The organism is Leptotrichia sp. oral taxon 223 (assembly GCF_013394795.1).
Taxonomy (GTDB): domain Bacteria; phylum Fusobacteriota; class Fusobacteriia; order Fusobacteriales; family Leptotrichiaceae; genus Leptotrichia.
On record NZ_JABXYU010000001.1, the window covers coordinates 122,848 to 143,324 of the forward strand.

The window sequence follows — 20,477 nt, forward strand, 5'->3', positions numbered from 1 at the left end:
AGAGGAGAAAATAAAAATGAACGAAAGTAATATAAATTCAAAAAAATCAATAATCCAATATATAAAAAACTTCAAAATATATTTGAATGAGCGATTCCCATTAGGAAAAAACTCTTTTTTCGTATTGATTTTTACTCTGTCAGGATACATTTATACAAGTTTGTTATACAATTCAAAAATTATGTATCTTTTTACAAACGGAGTTAAAATAGGGATATTTCAATATAAAATAATCGCTCTATTTATCATAATTTTTATGTTTTTCTTTCAATTAAGAATTACAGATGAATTTAAGGATTATGAAGAAGACTTAAAATATAGGGCTTACCGTCCTGTTCAAAGAGGTATAATTTCCTTAAAAACATTAGGAAAAATAGGAATTGCAACTGTTATAATACAAATAATGCTTGCACACGTTATAGATCCTGAAATTATCTATTTTATGATATTTGTATGGATTTATATGTTCTTAATGGCAAAGGAATTTTTTATAAAAAAATGGCTTACAAAAAGAATTTTGATTTATGCTCTCTCCCACGTTGTAATAATGGTATTCATTACTCTTGTTATTGTAGAAGCTACACAATACATTGTACCAAAAAATATTTTTGACGTTTTTATATTACAATGGTATAAACATAATATTGATTTTGCGTTAATTCCTCTTTTCGCATTAAATTATTTAAATGGAATCGTACTGGAAATAGGAAGAAAAACGAGAAAGAATGATGAAGAGGAACATGGAGTGCAAACATATAGTAAACTTTGGGGGAGAAAAAAGGCTGTGGTTATTTTAAGTCTACTTTTTGTTATTGAATATTTTCTTGTCATTCTTGGGCTTGCCCATACTTATGAAAAATATTTTTTATTCAGCGGATTAACATTGCTTGTAATATTGATAGTTTCAATATATTTTATGGTAAAATTTTTGAAACAGGATTTATCAGGAAAAATTGTTGAGGCTGTGTCAGGACTTTGGATTATTTTTTCAAGTATGAGTATGGGGCTTCTTCCGTATTTATTTTTTAGTTTAACAAAATAAAAAATGATTTATCTGTTTTTTATCAGTTACATCGAATAAAAAGTATAAATTTTAGAATTTTGTCAGTTATATCGAATAAAATTTTAAAAATAACTTTTTTATCAGTTATATCTGTGGTTTTTAATAAATAAATTTAACAATCACAATTTTAATCATCTATAAACAAATAAGGGAATAAAAAATAATTATTCTCTTTTTTTATTTTTTTATAACGTAAGAACATCAGACGCCATGCTCTTTTTCTCTCTTTTAAACAATTTTTTTAGAAAAATTTAAAAATAGACTTCCATTTAATAAAAATCGAGTTATAATTATGATATATAAAACTAATTTTGGACTAAACTTAAAGGGTGTGATAAATAATGATTGAACTGGAAAAATTGTCTACCGAAGAGAATAATCCGAATAGCAAGGATATTGAACTGCAGGATAGCCTTGAGATTGTGAGAAGGATAAATGAGGAAGACAAGAAAGTGGCGTTTTGCGTAGAAAAAGAATTAGAGAACATTTCACGGCTGATAAATGCCATATTGTCAAAATATAAAAAAGAAACAAGAATTATATATATTGGTGCAGGAACATCGGGAAGGCTTGGAATTCTTGACGCTTCAGAATGCCCTCCTACTTATGGTGTTTCCTTTGAGAAAGTTCAAGGGCTGATTGCCGGTGGAAACGAGGCGATATTTAAGGCTAAGGAAAATGCTGAAGATAAGCCAGAACTGGGAAAACAGGATTTGCTAAATATTAATCTCACAGAAAAAGATGCAGTTATTGGGCTTGCCGCTTCTGGCAGAACTCCCTATGTTTTAGGGGCAATAGAATATGCAAACAGCATTGGTGCAATTACGGGAAGTATAACTTGCTCGAAAAATTCTAATTTATCTAAAGTTAGCCAGTATCCAATAGAAGTTCCCGTTGGAGCGGAAATTGTTACAGGCTCTACCAGAATGAAGTCTGGAACGGCACAGAAAATGATACTTAATATGATTTCCACAACAATTATGATAAAACTGGGAAAAGTATTTTCAGGCTACATGGTGGATGTAAAAACTTCCAATCAGAAACTGGTTGAGCGGGCGAAAAGAATAATAATGAAAACTACTGGGACTGATTATGAAAAGGCAAGTTCTGTTTTGATGAAAGCTGGAAATGATGTGAAAACTGCCATTGTTATGATACTTTTGAATATTGATAGGGAGATGGCAATGGAAAAATTAAAACAATATGATAACAATGTGGCAAAATTGGTACATGAATATTCTGAAAAAAATATTTAGCAATTTAGAAAGGATAGTAAAATGGAAAAAAGGGATGGAATTAAAATTGTAACGATTGGTGGAGGCTCTAGCTATACTCCTGAACTGATAGAAGGATTTATCAAGAGAATAAAGGAATTACCAGTTAGGGAAATATGGCTGGTTGATATTGAAGAAAGAAAAGAAAAATTAGAAATAGTTGGAAATTTGGCTAAAAGAATGGTGGAAAAGGCTGGTATTGACTGCAAGGTTTATTTGACGCTGGATAGAAGAGAAGCTATAAAAGATGCGGATTTTGTGACTACTCAGTTTCGTGTGGGACTGCTTGATGCGAGAATTAAAGATGAAAGAATACCATTTGAAAATGGACTTCTGGGGCAGGAAACAAATGGAGCTGGGGGAATGTTCAAGGCATTTCGTACAATTCCTGTGATACTTGATATTGTGAAGGATATAAAGGAACTTGCTCCAAATGCCTGGCTTATTAACTTTACAAATCCTGCGGGAATTGTGACAGAAGCTGTCCTAAATTATGGAAATTTTGAAAAAGTTGTTGGGCTTTGCAATATCCCAGTACATACTCAGATGGATTGTGCAAGCCTTTACGAAAAAGATATTAGCGAGTTTAAATTCCAATTTGCAGGGCTAAATCACTTTGTCTGGTACAAAGTTTGGGATAAGAAAGGAAATGAACTTACGGCGGATTTATGGGATAAAAGGCAGGATAAGGAAAATCTCGGTGTAAAAAATATTGTCAGCATAAATTATGATTATGATCAGATAAAAAATCTAGGAATGCTGCCTTGTGATTATCATAGATATTATTATTTGCAGGATGAAATGTTGGCGGAAGGATTGAAGTCATATAAGGAGAAAGGAACAAGAGGGGAAATTGTTAAAAGAGTTGAAGCTGAACTTTTTGAACTTTACAAGGATGTAAATTTGAAGGAAAAACCTAAACAGCTTGAACAGAGAGGTGGAGCCTATTATTCTGACGCAGCCTGTGAATTGATTAGTGCGATTTATAACGATAAAGGCATAATAATGGCTGTAAATACTAGAAACAAAGGGGCTATTGCAGATTTACCGTATAATTCGGCAGTTGAAATTTCCTCATACATTACTGCAACTGGGCCAAAACCAATAACATTTGGTAAATTTCCAAATGCTGGGCAGAGAGGATATATTCAGCTAATGAAGGCAATGGAAGAACTGACTGTAGAAGCGGCTGTTACAGGAAATTACTACACTGCGTTGCAGGCTTTCACTACAAATCCACTAGTTCCAGGAACTACAATCGGAAGAAAAGTTTTGAATGAGCTGCTGGATGCACACGAAAAATATTTGCCACAGTTTAAGGACTATTATGAAAACAGAGAAAAATATCAAAATGGAGGAAAATAAGAAATTATGGACAAGGAACAAATGGAATTAGTCGTCTTTGAAATTGTAAATAGTGCTGGAATGGCAAAAGGACTGGCTTACGAAGCGTTAAGCGAAGCAGAAAAAGGAAATTTTGAAAAAGCAGAAAATTTATTGAAGGAGGCTGATGAGGCACTGTTATCCGCTCACAATATTCAGACGGAAATAATTCAGGCAGAAGTAAATGGGAAAGGTATCACGCCTTCGGTTTTATTCGTTCACTCACAAGATCATTTAATGACAGCAATTGAGGCAAAAACGTTAATTGAGGGTATGATAAAAATGTATAAAAGAATTGATAAACTTGAAAAGCAATAGGTTTATAAAACAGATAATTGGAAAACTAACACTATTTTGAATAGAATTGATACAAAAACTATAAAAATTGAAAAATAAAAACAAAATTAGGAGGATTTTATGAAAGTATTATTTGTATGTTCACTAGGAATGTCTAGTGCAGTAGCGGTAAAGGCTCTCGAAAAAGAAGCAAATGCAAAAGGTGTGGAAATTGAAGTGAAGGCTGTAAGTACGCAGCAATTTGAAGAAGAAGTAAAAAATGGATATGACGTGGCAATGGTTGCTCCTCAAATAAGACACAGATTTGACACATTAAACGCTCAGGCAAAAGATGCAGGTGTGCCGTGTGCAATGATTACGCCGCAAGGATACAGCCCGCTTGGAGGTCCAAAACTGTTAAAACAAATTCAAGAGCTGTTATCAAAGTAACAAATTTTAAAATACCAATACTAAATCCCATTTAAAAAACAGAAATTATGTTTTAGTCATTTGATAACAGGGGTATTTGCACCTTGCTAAAAAGATTTAGAACTGATCTGCTATTTAAATGGACATAGTATAAAATTCAAAAAAAAAAAAAAAACAATATTACAACAGGAAAGGAAGTAGAATTATGGCAGTTTTAGAACAACTTTCAATAAAAATGGCAAAAATATCAGAACAAAGACATTTAAGGGCGATACGGGACGGTATAGTTTCCACATTGCCACTAATCATTGTCGGATCAATATTTTTAATTTTAGCGTTCCCGCCTTTTCCAAAAGAATGGGCAATTTCAATTTTAGCGAAAAAACACGCAGTGCAAATGCTGCTCCCCTATCGTATGACAATGTTCATAATGGGACTTTACGCAGTTATGGGAATCGGTTACAGTCTTGCAAAATCGTATAAGTTAGACGGAATCACAGGGGCAATCCTCTCAGTCTGCGCATTTTTGCTTACAATTATGCCTAAAATGATTAATCCGATTGAAGTGATAAATCAAACTATTGGTGGAAAAGCGGTGCAGGTTATTGTTGAGGAAGGAACAAAAGGCTCTCAACTTATTCAGGAAGATATTGGGTATGCCCTGCAAATGTCAAGATTAGGCTCTGCAGGTTTATTTGTAGGAATAATAGCAGCAATATTTGCAGTTGAAGTATATAGAATGACTACAACAACTGGATTTAGAATAAAAATGCCTGAAGCTGTGCCAGAATCAGTTGCACGTTCATTTGAAGCCTTGACTCCAGCAGCAATAATCATTTTCACATTGACAATCTTAACTTACTGGCTAAATATCGATTTACACGACATAATCGGCTCAATTATAAAACCCATTCTGAAATTTAGTGATTCATGGTTTTCTGTAATACTTATCGTATTTATGATTACGTTTTTCTGGAGCTTTGGAATTCACGGCGATTCAATCGTGGGCTCAGTTGTACGTCCATTATGGCTTATGCTTCTTGAACAAAATGCCACAGCTCTAGCAAACGGACAAAATATTCCTCATATTGCGGCAGAACCTTTATACCAATGGTTTATCTGGATTGGCGGTTCAGGAACGACAATAGGATTTGCACTATTGCTACTGCTTAAATCAAAATCAACTTACGGTAAGACTCTAGGAAAAGCAGCAATCCTTCCTTCAATATTCAACATAAACGAACCAATTATTTTTGGAGCTCCAATCGTATTGAATCCTACATTGTTGCCACCTTTTATAATTGTTCCAATCGTTAATGCCTCAATCGCCTATTTTGCAATGGTAGCAGGACTGGTAAACCGTGTAACTTCAACACCACCTTGGACTCTTCCAGGACCAATAGGAGCATTTTTAGCAACAAATGGAGATTACAGAGCTGTGATTTTAAACATACTTCTAATTATAATTTCCGTTGCAATTTACTATCCTTTCTTTACAGCCTACGAGAAAAAATTGTTGGCAGAAGAACACGCTGAAACACAAGAATAAAAAAGAAGGGAAATAGTACAAAATGAGAAGATTAGGAATTTCAATTTATCCTGGAAAGACAACTGAAGAAGAACTGCTAAATTATATTGACAAAGCTTTTGAGGCTGGTTTTCGCCGAATATTCAGTTGTCTGCTCTCTTCTACGAAGAATAAGGAAATAATTTTAAAAAAATTTAAAAAAATAAATTATTATGCTAAAGAAAAAGGATTTGAAATTATTCTGGATGTAAATCCAAAAGTTTTTAATGACCTCGGAATAAGTTATGATAATTTAGCATTTTTTAATGAAATGGGAGCTGACGGGATTAGGCTTGATATTGGGTTTACCGGCTTGCAGGAAAGCATTATGACATTTAATAAGCAAAATTTAAAAATTGAGGTAAATATGAGCAACGATACCCATTATATCGACACGATTATGGATTACTGCCCAAATAAAAGCAATCTAATAGGATGCCACAATTTTTACCCTCATATTCACACAGGACTTGGATTGGAATTTTTCAAAAAATGCACAGAAAACTTTACAAAACATGGCTTAAAAACAGCGGCATTTATAACCTCACAAGCCAAAAACACTTTTGGGCCTTGGCCAGTAACACAAGGGCTGCCAACTTTGGAAATGCACCGTAACTTGCCGCTAATAGTTCAGTTCAAGCATTTTATGGCACTAGAAACAATTGACGATATAATTATTTCAAACTGCTATCCAACTGATGAAGAATTAGAAGAATTTAAAAAAGTGCGTAAAGATATGGTAAGTTTTTCAATCGAGCTGGAAAAAGATGTTCCTGAAATAGAACAAAAAATAATTTTTGATGAATTTCACTTTAACAGAGGCGATATTTCCGAAAATCTAATCCGTTCCACAAGTAGCCGTGTTAAGTACAAAGGACATAATTTCAAAATTTTTAATGCTCCTGAAATAATAAGAAAGGGAGATGTAATTATTGAAAGTAGCGAATTTGGACATTATGCAGGCGAACTTTTAATTGCAAAGACAGAGATGAAAAATACTGGAAAGTCAAATGTTGTCGGGAAAATAGCTGATGAAGAAATATTTTTACTTGACTACATCAAGCCTTGGCAAAAATTTTCTTTTTTAAAAAAATAAAAATGCCTCTATCTAATAGATTTATCTTTAACTATTCAATTAAAAGATTTTGAAACTTCAACTTACAAAGGAGATGGGCATTATGGATACTAAAAAAACAGCACGGGAAATTTATGATATTTTAGGAGGCAAGGAAAATATTGTTTCAAATGCAGTCTGCATGACAAGACTTAGAGTAAAAATTCGGAAAGATATAAATCTAGAAAAATTAAAAAAAGTTGATGGTATTCTGAATGTTGTAAATTCTGATACTTTACAGATTGTATTAGGTCCTGGAAAAGTAAACACTGTGGGAGATGAATTTTCAAAACTTAGCGGTATTGCTCTAGGATTTTCAGACAGTAATGTAAAAGATGTGGCAAATGAAAATAAGAAAGCCAATAGACAAAAACATAACGGACCTGTTCAACAATTTCTTCAAAAAATTGCAAATGTATTTGTGCCTTTACTACCTGGAATAATTGCAGCAGGATTAATAATGGGACTTACAAATGTGACAAATGTTGCAACTAAAAATGCTTATAGTACAGTATGGTGGTTCGCTGCCATAAGAAGTATCGGATTTGTAATGTTTGCTTACCTTGCAATATATGCAGGAATGAATGCATCAAAAGAGTTTGGTGGAACAGCCGTCCTCGGTGGAATTATCGGCTCTATATTCATAGCAAATCCTGCTTTGCCGCTACTTTTAAAAGTTGAAGAAAAAAACGCAATTATGCTGCCTTTTATTAACCACCCCTTTACACCAGGAATGGGCGGATTACTTGCAGCTCTTTTTATGGGAATGATTACCGCATTTCTGGAAAAGCAGATAAGAAAAATAATCCCATCAATGCTCGACACTTTCTTTACCCCCCTTTTAACATTAATAATCGGGATATTTATTGCCTTACTCGTAATTCAGCCTTTAGGAAGCGTTATAACAGAATTTATATACGCTATTCTTGATTTTACGTACAATAAATTAGGAATTTTGGGTGGCTACATCTTGGCAGCAGGATTTTTACCTCTAGTTTCTGTAGGATTACACCAGGCATTAACTCCTATCCATGTAATGCTTAACAATCCTGAAGGCCCCACAAAAGGTATTAATTATTTACTCCCAATTCTTATGATGGCAGGAGGAGGACAAGTTGGTGCAGGAATTGCAATTTATATAAAAACTAAGAACCAAAGGCTTAAAAATATGGCAAGAGATTCCATTCCAGTTGGAATACTTGGAATTGGCGAGCCATTAATGTACGCTGTAACTTTGCCATTAGGAAAACCATTTGTTACAGCCTGTCTAGGTTCCGGGATTGGCGGAATTCTTGCAGTTCTATTCCATTTAGGAACAATTTCTCAAGGTGTTTCGGGCTTATTTGGGCTGCTTATTGTAGTCCCAGGAACTTGGATTTACTTTATGATCGCAATGCTTGGAGCGTATGCAGGAGGATTTATCCTAACTTACTTCTTCGGAATTGATAACGAAAAGATAGAAGAAATGTACGGTGAACAATAAATTTTTATTTAATTTTATGCCGACTTCTGATAAAATAAAAAAATATCAAAATTTTTAAGGAGCAAAAACAATATGAAAATCAGCAGATTATTTGAAATTGTTTATCTATTACTTGAAAAAAGGACTATTACTGCAAAAGAGCTTGCTGCACATTTTGAAGTATCAGCCAGAACAATTTACAGAGATATTGACATCCTCTCTTCTGCTGGTATTCCAGTCTATTTTCAAAGAGGAAAACATGGCGGAATAAAATTAATGGATAACTACATAATGAATAAATCCCTACTTTCCCAAAAAGAGCAAAACGAAATACTTTATGCCCTCCAAAGCCTAAATGCCACAAACTATCCCAACAACAATAAAACTCTTTCAAAATTAAGCGCCATCTTCAAGCAAAAGGCAGACAGCTGGATAAAAATAGATTTCTCAAGATATAGCTGTGATAACAGCACTTTATTTGAAAAAATTAAAGAGGCAATATTAACTAAACAAACCGTAAAATTTGACTATTTCAACACAAAAGGCGAACATTCTGAAAGAACAGCAGATCCTCTAACTTTATGGTTCAAGGAAAAAGCGTGGTATTTATTTGCCTATTGTCATGATAAAAAAGACATCAGACAGTTTAAAGTAAGTAGAATAAAAGACTTGATTCTTACAGAAAAATATTTTGAAAAATCAGCAGAAAATTTTAAAATTAATGATAAAAAAGACAAGGTAAAAATTGTAAAAGTTATAGTCGAAATAGATAAATCACAGGCATATCGTGTCTATGATGAATTTCCTGAAGAGAATATAAGCAAAATGGAAAATGGCAATTTTGAAGTTATAATGGAATATCCTGAAAATGAATGGGTTTATGGTTATTTACTTTCGTTTGGAGAATATTTGAAAGTGAAGGAACCTGAGAGAATAAAGAAAATTTTATTTGAGAAAATTGAGAAAATGAAGGAAAATTATAAATAGGAAAATATTATTCACAGATTTTTTCAAGAATAAAATGTTATAATTTATTAAAATATTAAAAGTGAAAGGAAGAGTTGCAAATGAAAAAAAATTTAACTATAATATTATTATTTTTAAGTATTTTTGGATTTTCTAATGCTAAAACCAAAACTTCGAATGACGAAAAGCAGTCTGTCATTAACAGTTTCTATGAATTTATGAAATTTCATACAAGTCCTGAAAATGTCAAAAAAAATGTTTTTACAAATTCTGTGGAAAGTACAAATGAAATTTTGGGAAAAAACGTAGGCAATCAACATAAAAAAAATTTAGAAGACATTGCAGCAAGCCAAACAAATAAATCATTAAAAAATGCTGCTGATTATTTAGTAATTGCAAACTCAAAAATTTCATACAAAGTATTGAATGCCGAAATCAAAAACGAATCCGCTGTATTAACTGTTCATATCAAAGGTCCTAACTTTACAGCTCACGGCTCTGAACTAGAAAATTACATAAAAAAAGTTATCAACGAAGACAAGAAAAAAATATCAAAAATGAATAACCAACAATACCAAAGCTTTCTGCTAGAAAAAATTTCCGAATTTTATTCACAGCTAGTTAAAAGAAGCGATTTGAAATACATGGAAAGTGATATCAAAGTATATGTAAAAAAATACCCTAATACATGGGGAGTAATTCAGGATTACACTCTAAATAATGCTATTTACAAGTATCTAGGCTTTGGCTATGGTCCAGAACTAATAAGATAAATTATAAAAATTAATAAATATGGCAATGTGTTATTGTCGTATTTTTTATTTTGAAAAATTTACTTAAATAAAAATACTTCTTATTATAATATACTTCGTTTAAAAAGCGAAAATTATATTTTAATTATTTAGAAGTACCAGTTCTTATACTAAATCCCATTTAAAAAATAAAAGTAAAATTCTATAATAATTAATTTGATAGATTTGTTAAAAAAATCAAATTTAATTCTTAAGTATCCATCTTAAAGACTTTTATAATTTTATTTATAAATATTATGACTAATAATAGTTTTTTATATTTTTTTATTCAATTTTTTTGTAACGTAAGGGCATCAGACGCCATGCCCTTTTTCGCAATAACAGTTACTTTAACATGTATAACTGGTTACTGTTTAGAGATAATGGCGAAACGTTCTACGAACTACCCCGCTTACGCAAAACTTTCTTATAAAGAAAAAATAAAACTCGCTTCGTAAAAACTACGCTCACTTTCGCAAATAAAAGTTATTTTTACATAAATAAGTTTTATTATTATAAAAGTTGTGGCGAAAGAAATACATTCGTATTTAGTTATTTTTCCTTTAACGAAATTTTGCTTATTCAATAATTTTCCAAATTTAAAAACATAAAAACTATAGGAAAAATATTTATTATAAGCAATTTTTTTTAATAAAAGTCCCTTATATGGATACTTAATGATAAAATTTAATTAAAGAATATTTTAATAGTTACATATGTTGTATGATAGCATAACCCTATAAAAAATGACTTTAATTTCATAAATTTTTTGCTTTTTACTATTTAAATGGAATTTAGTATTAAAAAACAAAATTTTACTTTTTAATATGACATACTTTCGTCATATTATACCTGCTATAATTAATTTAATTAAAATTAATAGAAAAGGTGGTATAGCTATGAAATATGAAATAGTAGAAATTAAAGAAAAAACTCTTGTTGGATTTAAAACAAGAGTGAAAGATGATGAAACAATGTCTGAAAAAATTTCAGATTTATGGAAAAAACTATATTCTGAAAAAGGTGTCCAAAATATAAAAAACAGAATAAATGACAATGCTATTGGTGTCTATTATAACTACAGTAATGAAAATGGCTTTGAATATGATTGTCTTACAGGCTGTGAAGTGAAAAATAAAATTGATGCAATTCCTGAAGATATGATAAAAATAAAAATTCCCAAAGGAAGATATGCAAAATTTGTGATTTTTGGTGATCCTGTAAAGGCTGTTGGAGAATTTTGGTATAAATTTTGGGAAGAATTTGGGAAGGAAAAATCTGATATAAGAAATTATACTTATGATTTTGAAGAATATATAGTAGGTAATGATTATGAAAATATGGAAATTCACATTTATATCAGCATAAAATAATAACTAGGAGATGATAATTATGGCATTTGATTTTAAAAAGGAATTTAAAAAATTTTATAAACCGTCGGAAAATCCTGAAATTATAGAAATTCCTAAAATGAATTTTATAGCAGTACGGGGAAAAGGAAATCCAAATGAGAAAGGAGGGGAATATCAGAAAGCTGTTGAAATGTTATATGGAGTTGCCTATACCCTTAAAATGAGTTACAAGACGCAATATAAAATTGAAGGATTTTTTGAATATGTTGTTCCTCCTTTGGAAGGGCTCTGGTGGCAGGAAAATGTAAAGCATGAGAATTATCTGTTAAACAAGGAATTATTTAACTGGATTTCTTTAATTAGAGTGCCTGATTTTATTAAAAAGGAAGATGTAAAATGGGCTATAAAGTGTGCAACTGAAAAAAAGAAAAAAGATTTTTCAAAAGTTGAATTTTTCAGCTATAATGAAGGGGTTTGTGTACAATGCATGCATATAGGAAGCTACAATGAAGAACCTGAAACTATCCAAAGAATGAATGAATTTGCACAAAAATGTGGATATAGCATTGATTTAACAGGTGAAAGGTATCACCATGAAATTTATTTAAGCGATCCAAGAAAAACAGATATAAATAAAATGAAGACAGTGATAAGACAGCCTGTCAGAAAACAGGGAGAAAATCATTCAGAAAAATAGAGCTTAATATCTGTTCACTAAAGAGAGGTAGTTTAATTGATTCTACCTCTTTTATCACTTCTTCACATAAACATATTTTCTTTCATCCGACATTTTTTCACTAAAAACATACCCATTCAAAGTAATGTTTTTCAATTTTTTCACATCACTAATCTTATTTTTCACAATATAATTCAAAGTAAAACCTCGTATTTTCTTTGAGTTTGTGCTTACTTGTTTCAATTTGCCATTGGAATCTTCCCAAAATTCAAAGTCAATCAATTTATTAGAATTTATAAGTTTAGAATATTCCTTTGAGGCAAGATTTAAAATAACATCTTCATTTTCAAAATATTCATTCACGCTAGTTTTCCAAACCTCATAAAGCGACTTATTCTTAAAAATTGAATTTGTCATATCAAGACGATACTCCTTCACATTTGTATAAGGTGTCAAAATCTCATACAAAGCAGACAAAATAACCAAATGCGATTCCAAATATTCAAAATCACTTTTATCAAACGTTTCGATTTTTATAGCCTTATACGCAACACCAGTATAGCTTGTCAAAGCATTTCCACTTTTCTCATTCTCATAGTTTTTATAAAATTCCAATAACTTTTTTGCCTTTTCATTTTTCAATTTAAACTTTTTCTCAATTTCCTCTACAGAAAAGATTTTTATTTTTTCAATAATTTCCTTCGTTATTTCCAAATAAAAAGGCTCTTTTTCAATCAAGTAACTATCATCTTTTATTGGTAAATTATTAATTTTTTTAGTTTTACTTGGTGATATTATAATTTTCATAAACTAAATCTCCATAAATTTTATCAGTATATTTCATTTTATTTTCATTTAAATCATTTTTTAAAGAAATTGTTTCAAATATTGAATTTAAAGGTTTTCTCATCCAAATAGTTTATACCACATTTTTTATGAAATAACAAACTTTTACAAATATTATTTAAAAAAAATTTTTATTACTCTAATTGAATAATCCTTGCATTTTGATTATATCATCCACATTAATCCTTTTCCCCCTTCTTGTATAATCCTATTACATTATGTTTATAACCTGTTTTGAAGGATATTTAACTTATTTTTTACAAGCAAAAAAATTATTGTTATAAATTCATTTGACAAAATACATTTTTTTATATATAATAAGTTATATTTTGCGAATGATTTGCAAATTTGCTAAAATAAAAAACGTTTTTTATTATTAGGAGATGTTATTATGAAATTAACTAAGAAAAGGCAAAAAATTTTTGAACTTGTACAGGCTTCAAATAACCCTGTAAATGCAAAATTTTTGAAATCAAAGGTAGATTTTGACTTATCGACAGTTTACCGGGCTTTGGAATTTTTAGAGAAAAATAATTATATTTTTTCGTTTGACTTTGAAAATGAAAAATATTACTTTAAGGAAGAAAATGCCAATTTTTTTATTTGTGATTCTTGCAAGCATATTGAAACTATGCCTGAATTTTCAAATGAAGAAACAGAAAAGGAAAAAAGTGAATTAAAAAAACGAGGCTTTTCACTATTGTCACATCTTTCGATTTTTAAAGGAAAATGCAACGATTGTGATTAAATTTATGATTTACAAAAAATACATATAGGAGGAATTAAAATGAAAAAATTATTATCATTACTTTTATTATCAGCTCTGTTTATTTTTTCTTGCGGAAATAATTCAGAAACTAAAAAAGAGCAAGGAGCTGCAGGAGCAAAGGAAAAAATTGTAACAAGTGTACCGCCTTTAAGATGGCTTGCTCAAAAAATTGCAGGAGATGATTTTGAAGTTATTTCAATTGTGCAGCCAAATATGAATCACGAACTATTTGAGCCAAAACCTTCAGATTTGAAAATTTTAGAAAATTCAAAAGTATTTTTCACTTATAATATGTTAGGATTTGAAGAAACAATTTCTGATAGTCTAAGCGATAAAAATAAAATTGTTAATGTTTTGGATGGTGTTGATAAAAATTTATTTATCAAAGGGGATCATGATCATGACCACGAACATGAGCATGGACATGAACATAGTAAAAACGAAGAACACGAACATCATCACGAGCATGAAGGACATGGTGGAATTGATCCGCACGTATGGTTCTCGCTTGATATGATGCCTAAAGTTGCTGAAAATATAAAAAATGAATTGTCAAAACTTTATCCAGACAAAAAAGAAACTTTTGAAAAAAATTACAATGCTTTCATTACAGAACTTAATCAAGTAAAAGCAGAACTTTCACAAAAAATGGCTTCAAAAACTAAAAAATCATTTATGATTTATCACCCTGCATTAAACTATTTCCTAAAAAATTATGCCATTGAAGAAATTTCAATCGAGCAGGAAGGAAAAGAACCATCAGCACAGCAAATAAAGGAAATCATCGACGAAGCGAAAGAACATAACGTAACTACAATCTTAGTTCAGCCTCAATTTCCAAAACAAAGTGCCGAAGCTATTTCTAGAGAAATTCCTAACTCAAAAGTTGCTGAATTTAACGTTGACAAGGAAAATGTCTTTGAAAATCTAAAACAGTTTGTAGATTATTTAAATTAAAAATTTTTATTCAATAAAAAAGAACGATAAGAAAAACGAAAGGATAAAAATTTGATGGCTAACGGACAGAATAAAAAACTTGTGAGCGTACAGAATCTTAATTTTAAATACAACAATGATTATATTTTGAACGATATAAACTTAGATATTTTTAAAGGAAAAAATGTCGCAATTCTGGGAAGAAATGGTGGCGGAAAATCAACTTTGGTAAAAGTTATGCTTGGATTTTTAAGAAAAAATTCTGGCAGTATTGAATTTTTTACAAGTGAAAACAAAATTGGGTATTTGCCACAAATAAGGGAGTTTGACACTTCCTTTCCCATTAATATTTTTGACTTGGTAATATCGGGATTGACTAATAAAAATAATCTTTTCAGAAGATTTAACAATGAAGAAAAAAAACGTGCTGAAATACTCTTGAAGGAATTTGGTATTTTTCATTTAAAAAATAAATTAATAAATGAAGTGTCTGGTGGACAACTTCAAAGGGCATTAATTGCACGTGCCTTAATTTCTTCACCAGAACTTATTTTTCTTGATGAGCCGGAATCATTTCTGGATAAGGAATTTGAATTTAAACTTTTTGAAAAAATAAAGGAGCTGTCAGAGTCTACAATAGTTGTAATTTCTCATGAACTGGAAAAAATTTACGACTACATTGATTCAATTTTTGTTGTGGAAGGCAATATTCGAGTTTATGAGAAAAAGGAAGATTACGTGTGCAGCAATCCTTATTTACATTCACATAAATAAAATTTAAAAAATTAAAGAAAAATTATTAAGATTGGGGAAATATGGAATTTATAAAAATTTTTGAATACGCCTTTATGAGAAACGCCCTTATTGTAGGACTTCTTTCAAGTATATGCTGCGGAATAATAGGAACTTATATTGTAAATAAAAAAATGGTCTTTATTTCATCAAGTATCAGCCACGCATCTTACGGCGGTATCGGAATAGGAATTTATCTAATTTATTTCTTTAACTTGCCAATAAAAGATCCGCTGTTTTTTGGACTAATTTTTTCAATATTGTCAGGTGTACTAATTTTGATTTTAAAAGATGCCCTGCACGTTGACGGTGATTTGGGAATAGGTATCGTTATGTCAATGGGAATGGCTATCGGAATTATTTTTTCCTTCTTGACACCAGGCTATCAGTCCGATATGTCAACTTACCTATTTGGAAATATTCTTTTATCCAATACCCTAAACATAATTTTACTGCTAATACTGGACATAATCACAATCACATTTTTCATCATCTTCTACAAAAGTATCGTCTACACCAGCTTTGATGAAAACTTCTACAAAATCCACAGCGTCCCAGTAACTTTCATAAACTACTTTATGATAATCCTAATATCCTCCGTCATAATAATAAACATAAAAACAATAGGAATCATCCTAATAATCTCAATCCTGACAATCCCACAGGCAATCGCAGCCTCACTCGCAAGGAAATACTCAACAATCATAATTCTATCCATAATTTTCTCATTTATAGGAATACTATCAGGACTGTATTTTTCCTACACGCTGAATATTCCGTCAGGCCCTTCGATTATTGTGTTACTTACAGTTTTGTTGGCGTTAGTTAAGATGGGAGGATTTGTGAAAGGAAAATTTTTGAATTAATTTTTATTATAAATCAAATTAGAATCAGAACTTTTAAAAAAGTCAAGACTACCTCTAAAAGGGGCTTCATACTTTGCGTACTCAACTGACTGACTAAAGTCAATAATTAAAAACATGAGGTGAGCGACTATTACTCACCTCCTTACAATTACTAGACTTTATTTTTGTAACATTAAGACATTAAACACATTTTCTAAATCTGTTTTTGCACTTAAAATATTGCTGGCGCTCATTACTACATCCTGAATATTCTGATTTTTTACACCTGTTAGCATTTTTTGCATATTTTCTGATAACGTTTTTGAACTTTCCTTTATTTTTTTGAAATCTGCCTCGCTTATGTTTTCTTTTTTAGCATTTTCTAGCGTCATTTCAGATACTGCCTTGTATGCACTTTGTACGTCGTTATTTGCCTCTTCCAGCATTTTTACTTCATTTTCATCAAAGTTTAAATTGTTTTTTCCGAAGGCTGTTTTTCCAAATTTATCTACTGAATTTACAAATTTCAAAATATTTAATTTTACTGTTTTTCCATCTTTCTGTAATTGGTTTTCCATTTTTTGATTGATTATCTGAGCAATTTCATGTAATGAATTAGCAAAAATTTTGTAATTTTCCTGTCTGTTTTGCAATACAACTTTGTATTTATCATTCAGTTCTCCTGCTTTTGCCAGTTTATCAGTTTTATAATCACCTTTTTCAAAATAATCATTAATTTCTGTCAATACCTTTTGTTCCTCTACCAATGAATTTATCAGATTTTCAGCATTTTTGTCAATTGCTTCCATTTTTGGATTTTTTTGCATTACATCTGTAATTTCTTTTATATATTCGCCAGTCAGGTTAATTGAATTATTCAGATTTCCCATAAATGCAGGTACTTCTGAAATATTTTTTATATTTCCAGCTTCATTAGTAAATTCATCTTTTTTTATTTCTGTAAAAAATGTGTTCCACTCTTCAGAATTTGGCACATCGCTTAATTTTGAATATTCATTATATTTCGCAATTTCCTCAGCCGAAATGTCCCTTTTCACATCCGTTACTTCCACTTTATCCTTGTCATTCTTGCCATTGCCCTTGTTATCACAACCAGCAAGAACCAGCAATGCCATTATTCCAATCAAAACATATTTTTTCAATTTCATTGTCTTCCCTCCAGAATATTTTATTTTTATAAACTTATTATTTTCACAATACCTGTTATTATACCAAATTTTTATTTATTTAACAAATTTTATACTAATCCTGCAAGCTTCAAAATGTAAAGCCATCCCGTCAACGTAAAAATACTCATAATTGTCGTAACCATGACAGTTCCCGAAGTTACAGCCCCATTATGACCCATTCCTCTTGCCATCGTAAATGAAGTCGGAGTTGTTGGGCTTCCCAGCATTCCAAGCACAGCAACCAGCTTTTCGTCCTTAAATCCAAATTTTATGGCTATTGGCAAAAATATCGCCGTAAGAATTAGGAGCTTGAATGAAGACGAAACTAATACAATCTTCAGTTTTGAAAAAACTTCCTTTACATCAAAACTCGCTCCAAGTGCAAGCAGCCCAAGGGGAGTTGCCGCAGCAGAAAACGTTGAAATTGATTTCTTCATAATCACTGGCTGCGGGATTTTTAATAATGCCCAAACCATTCCAGCCAGAATTCCAAGTATCAGTGGATTTTTCATAACTCCCTTTAACGTATTTTTCAAAACTGTTCTATTCAATTTCCCCTGCTTTGGACGCAGCAGCATCAAAATTACAACCGAAGCGACATTGTACAAAGGGACAGCTCCGATTACCATAAGTGCTACAATTTTAGCCTCTCCATACACATTCTGCACAAAGGCATAAGCAAGCAGAGCAGCGCTGCTTCTAAATCCCGCCTGAATAAATTCCCCACGGATTGACTTATCTCTTAAAAAAATTGAAACAATGCACATTATCGTTATCGAAAAAAATGTTGCAGAAAAACAAAAAAGCAAATATTTCAAATCCCAGATTGCCGAAAAATCAGACAGCGACAATTCCTTAAATAATAGCACAGGCAAAAGTGCCAGAAATACAAATCTATTCATCTTATCTGCAAATTCCAAGTCTATAATCCCTATTTTTCTAAAGACGTATCCAAGTATCATCAGTAAAAATACAGGCATTGTTGCATTCAAGCAAAATATTAATTCTTTCATTTTCCTCCTTAACTTCCACACACTACATAAAATACTGGAATTCCGTCTTTTTCATTACCTGAATCCATACCTTCAAAAAATACATGATCTCCTAATTCTTTATTCGCCTGCTGATTATGAACTTTTGTCATTAATTCAAGACTTGTAAAATATTTTCCATTATCAGCCTTTAACAATGCTCTTACATCAACTTGAAAATAACCATCATCTGCATATTCTTCCGACAATCCTTCTTCATCAGTCGTTTCATTTTCCAGCAAGTCTTCTTTTCCCTTTATCCATGCCTCATAATCAACATAAATTTCTGACTGGTTAACAGCTATTTCATCAGGATTCCATTCTCTATCAACATATTCACGCATTCTGTCATAATATGCCTTAATATCCTTATTAAATTCTTCTGAATTTTCATAAATTTTCTTACTAAACGTCCACATAACATCATCAAGTGCCATATTTTCTCCACCTTTCAAATTTTTATATTTTACATTAATTATTTTTAACAACTAAATATTTTTAATTTCTGAATCATAAATTTTAAATTTTGAATAAACTCTACTAAACAAAACTATTTTATAATTTTATCAATAACTCCTCCGCCAAGACAAACTTCACCATCATAAGCAACCACAATCTGCCCTAGCGTTACAGCCTTTTGCGGCTCATCAAAAATCACTTCATATTCATTTTCATTCAGCTTATTAATTACAGCTTTTGTATCTTTTTGTCTGTATCTAAATTTTACGGTGCACTCCAGCGGAAACTGCACTTCATTAATAAAATTAAAATCAGTTGCAATTAAGCCTTTTGAATAAAGCGCTGAATTATCACCCTGTGTTATAATCAGTTCATTTTTTCCCAAATTCTTGTCCACAACAAACCAAGGCTCTCCAGTACCTTCCTTTGTATTTCCAATTCCAATTCCCTTTCTTTGTCCAATTGTGTAATACATAAGCCCATTATGATGCCCCAGCACTTTTCCTTGTGTATTTACAATATTTCCACCTTTTGCAGGCAAGTATTGCGATAAAAACTTATTAAAGTCACGTTCTCCAATAAAGCAAATTCCTGTGCTGTCTTTTTTCTTCGCCGTTGCCAAATTATATTTTACAGCTATTTCACGAATTTGCGGCTTTGTAAATTCTCCCAATGGAAACAGCACTTTTTCCAGCTGTTCCTGATTTAATTGGCAAAGAAAATACGTCTGATCCTTGTTATCATCAATTCCTCTTAACATAGTCGATTTGATTTTTCCATCTTTTTCCTCGTGAACAATTCTCGCATAATGCCCTGTTGCCACATAATCAGCCCCAAGTTTCATTGCATAGTCCAGAAATGCACGGAATTTGATTTCCTTGTTACACATCACATCAGGATTAGGAGTTCTTCCCTTTTTATATTCATCTAAAAAATACGTAAAAACCTTATCCCAATATTCCTTCACAAAATTCACCGAATAATAAGGTATCTCCAACTGCTCTGCCACAGCAATCACATCCTTATAGTCCTCTTCCGCCATACAAACCCCATTTTCGTCCTTCTCTTCCCAGTTCTTCATAAAAACCCCAATTACATCGTATCTCTGTTCTTTAAGCAAAATCGCTGCAACTGAAGAATCTACCCCGCCCGACATTCCTAACACAACTTTTTTTCTTCCCATAATATTTCCTTTCCTTATATTTCCAAAAATTTAAACTTCTTTCAAAACCTTTCTTTCTATAAAAATAAGTATA

At 31.2% G+C, this 20,477-nt stretch carries 21 protein-coding genes; 16 read left to right on the forward strand and 5 right to left on the reverse strand.

Features of this window, described 5'->3' with window-relative positions:
* Window positions 1–16: 16 nt before the first annotated feature.
* The 12 genes from HW275_RS00595 to HW275_RS00650 all read left to right on the forward strand — a co-directional run bounded on the left by HW275_RS00595 (window position 17) and on the right by HW275_RS00650 (window position 12,374).
* A complete protein-coding gene (locus HW275_RS00595; protein ID WP_178934301.1) occupies window positions 17–1,042 on the forward strand; it encodes a UbiA family prenyltransferase in 1,026 nt (341 codons plus the stop codon).
* Between the two features lie 362 nt (window positions 1,043–1,404).
* Window positions 1,405–2,319, forward strand: coding sequence for an N-acetylmuramic acid 6-phosphate etherase (murQ, locus tag HW275_RS00600; RefSeq protein WP_178934302.1), 915 nt, complete (start codon window positions 1,405–1,407; stop codon window positions 2,317–2,319).
* A gap of 21 nt (window positions 2,320–2,340) precedes the next feature.
* Window positions 2,341–3,702, forward strand: coding sequence for a 6-phospho-beta-glucosidase (locus HW275_RS00605; protein WP_178934303.1), 1,362 nt, complete (start codon window positions 2,341–2,343; stop codon window positions 3,700–3,702).
* A gap of 6 nt (window positions 3,703–3,708) precedes the next feature.
* On the forward strand, window positions 3,709–4,038 hold the full coding sequence (locus HW275_RS00610; RefSeq protein ID WP_178934304.1) for a PTS lactose/cellobiose transporter subunit IIA: 330 nt from the start codon (window positions 3,709–3,711) through the stop codon (window positions 4,036–4,038).
* A gap of 99 nt (window positions 4,039–4,137) precedes the next feature.
* Entirely contained in the window at window positions 4,138–4,446 is a 309-nt protein-coding gene (locus tag HW275_RS00615; protein WP_026749026.1) for a PTS sugar transporter subunit IIB, read from the forward strand.
* 184 nt (window positions 4,447–4,630) lie between these two features.
* Entirely contained in the window at window positions 4,631–5,974 is a 1,344-nt protein-coding gene (locus HW275_RS00620; RefSeq protein ID WP_178934305.1) for a PTS sugar transporter subunit IIC, read from the forward strand.
* A gap of 22 nt (window positions 5,975–5,996) precedes the next feature.
* Entirely contained in the window at window positions 5,997–7,088 is a 1,092-nt protein-coding gene (locus HW275_RS00625; protein ID WP_178934307.1) for a DUF871 domain-containing protein, read from the forward strand.
* 82 nt (window positions 7,089–7,170) lie between these two features.
* Window positions 7,171–8,589: a PTS transporter subunit EIIC gene (locus tag HW275_RS00630; protein ID WP_178934308.1), complete on the forward strand. Its 1,419-nt coding sequence runs from the start codon at window positions 7,171–7,173 to the stop codon at window positions 8,587–8,589.
* 72 nt (window positions 8,590–8,661) lie between these two features.
* A complete protein-coding gene (locus tag HW275_RS00635) occupies window positions 8,662–9,555 on the forward strand; it encodes a YafY family protein (RefSeq protein WP_178934309.1) in 894 nt (297 codons plus the stop codon).
* Window positions 9,556–9,635: 80 nt separating this feature from the next.
* Window positions 9,636–10,307 carry a hypothetical protein gene (locus HW275_RS00640; RefSeq protein WP_178934310.1) on the forward strand — a complete coding sequence of 224 codons (672 nt, stop codon included), beginning with the start codon at window positions 9,636–9,638 and terminating at the stop codon, window positions 10,305–10,307.
* A 917-nt stretch (window positions 10,308–11,224) separates the two neighbouring features.
* A complete protein-coding gene (locus HW275_RS00645; protein WP_178934311.1) occupies window positions 11,225–11,698 on the forward strand; it encodes a GyrI-like domain-containing protein in 474 nt (157 codons plus the stop codon).
* Window positions 11,699–11,717: 19 nt separating this feature from the next.
* On the forward strand, window positions 11,718–12,374 hold the full coding sequence (locus HW275_RS00650; RefSeq protein WP_178934313.1) for a GyrI-like domain-containing protein: 657 nt from the start codon (window positions 11,718–11,720) through the stop codon (window positions 12,372–12,374).
* Between the two features lie 54 nt (window positions 12,375–12,428).
* Here HW275_RS00650 and HW275_RS00655 read toward each other — a convergent pair whose 3' ends face one another.
* Entirely contained in the window at window positions 12,429–13,160 is a 732-nt protein-coding gene (locus HW275_RS00655; RefSeq protein ID WP_178934314.1) for a YaaA family protein, read from the reverse strand.
* A 430-nt stretch (window positions 13,161–13,590) separates the two neighbouring features.
* On the opposite strand from HW275_RS00655, the gene HW275_RS00660 reads away from it, so the two are divergent.
* Genes HW275_RS00660 through HW275_RS00675 form a run of 4 tightly spaced genes read left to right on the forward strand, consistent with a single transcriptional unit; the run spans window position 13,591 to window position 16,562 of the window.
* Complete coding sequence (locus tag HW275_RS00660; protein ID WP_178934315.1) at window positions 13,591–13,947, forward strand: Fur family transcriptional regulator; 357 nt, start codon at window positions 13,591–13,593, stop codon at window positions 13,945–13,947.
* Between the two features lie 39 nt (window positions 13,948–13,986).
* A complete protein-coding gene (locus HW275_RS00665) occupies window positions 13,987–14,925 on the forward strand; it encodes a metal ABC transporter substrate-binding protein (protein WP_178934316.1) in 939 nt (312 codons plus the stop codon).
* 54 nt (window positions 14,926–14,979) lie between these two features.
* Entirely contained in the window at window positions 14,980–15,678 is a 699-nt protein-coding gene (locus HW275_RS00670; RefSeq protein ID WP_178934317.1) for a metal ABC transporter ATP-binding protein, read from the forward strand.
* Between the two features lie 41 nt (window positions 15,679–15,719).
* Entirely contained in the window at window positions 15,720–16,562 is an 843-nt protein-coding gene (locus HW275_RS00675; RefSeq protein WP_178934318.1) for a metal ABC transporter permease, read from the forward strand.
* Window positions 16,563–16,720: 158 nt separating this feature from the next.
* On the opposite strand, the gene HW275_RS00680 is transcribed toward HW275_RS00675, so the two are convergent.
* The 4 genes from HW275_RS00680 to mnmA form a co-directional block, all read right to left on the reverse strand.
* Window positions 16,721–17,710, reverse strand: a complete 990-nt coding sequence (locus HW275_RS00680) for a DUF3829 domain-containing protein (RefSeq protein ID WP_178934319.1) — start codon at window positions 17,708–17,710, stop codon at window positions 16,721–16,723.
* Window positions 17,711–17,799: 89 nt separating this feature from the next.
* Window positions 17,800–18,744: an AEC family transporter gene (locus HW275_RS00685; protein WP_178934320.1), complete on the reverse strand. Its 945-nt coding sequence runs from the start codon at window positions 18,742–18,744 to the stop codon at window positions 17,800–17,802.
* Window positions 18,745–18,752: 8 nt separating this feature from the next.
* A complete protein-coding gene (locus tag HW275_RS00690; protein WP_178934321.1) occupies window positions 18,753–19,199 on the reverse strand; it encodes a hypothetical protein in 447 nt (148 codons plus the stop codon).
* Between the two features lie 113 nt (window positions 19,200–19,312).
* Complete coding sequence (gene mnmA, locus HW275_RS00695) at window positions 19,313–20,404, reverse strand: tRNA 2-thiouridine(34) synthase MnmA (protein WP_178934322.1); 1,092 nt, start codon at window positions 20,402–20,404, stop codon at window positions 19,313–19,315.
* Window positions 20,405–20,477: the final 73 nt, after the last annotated feature.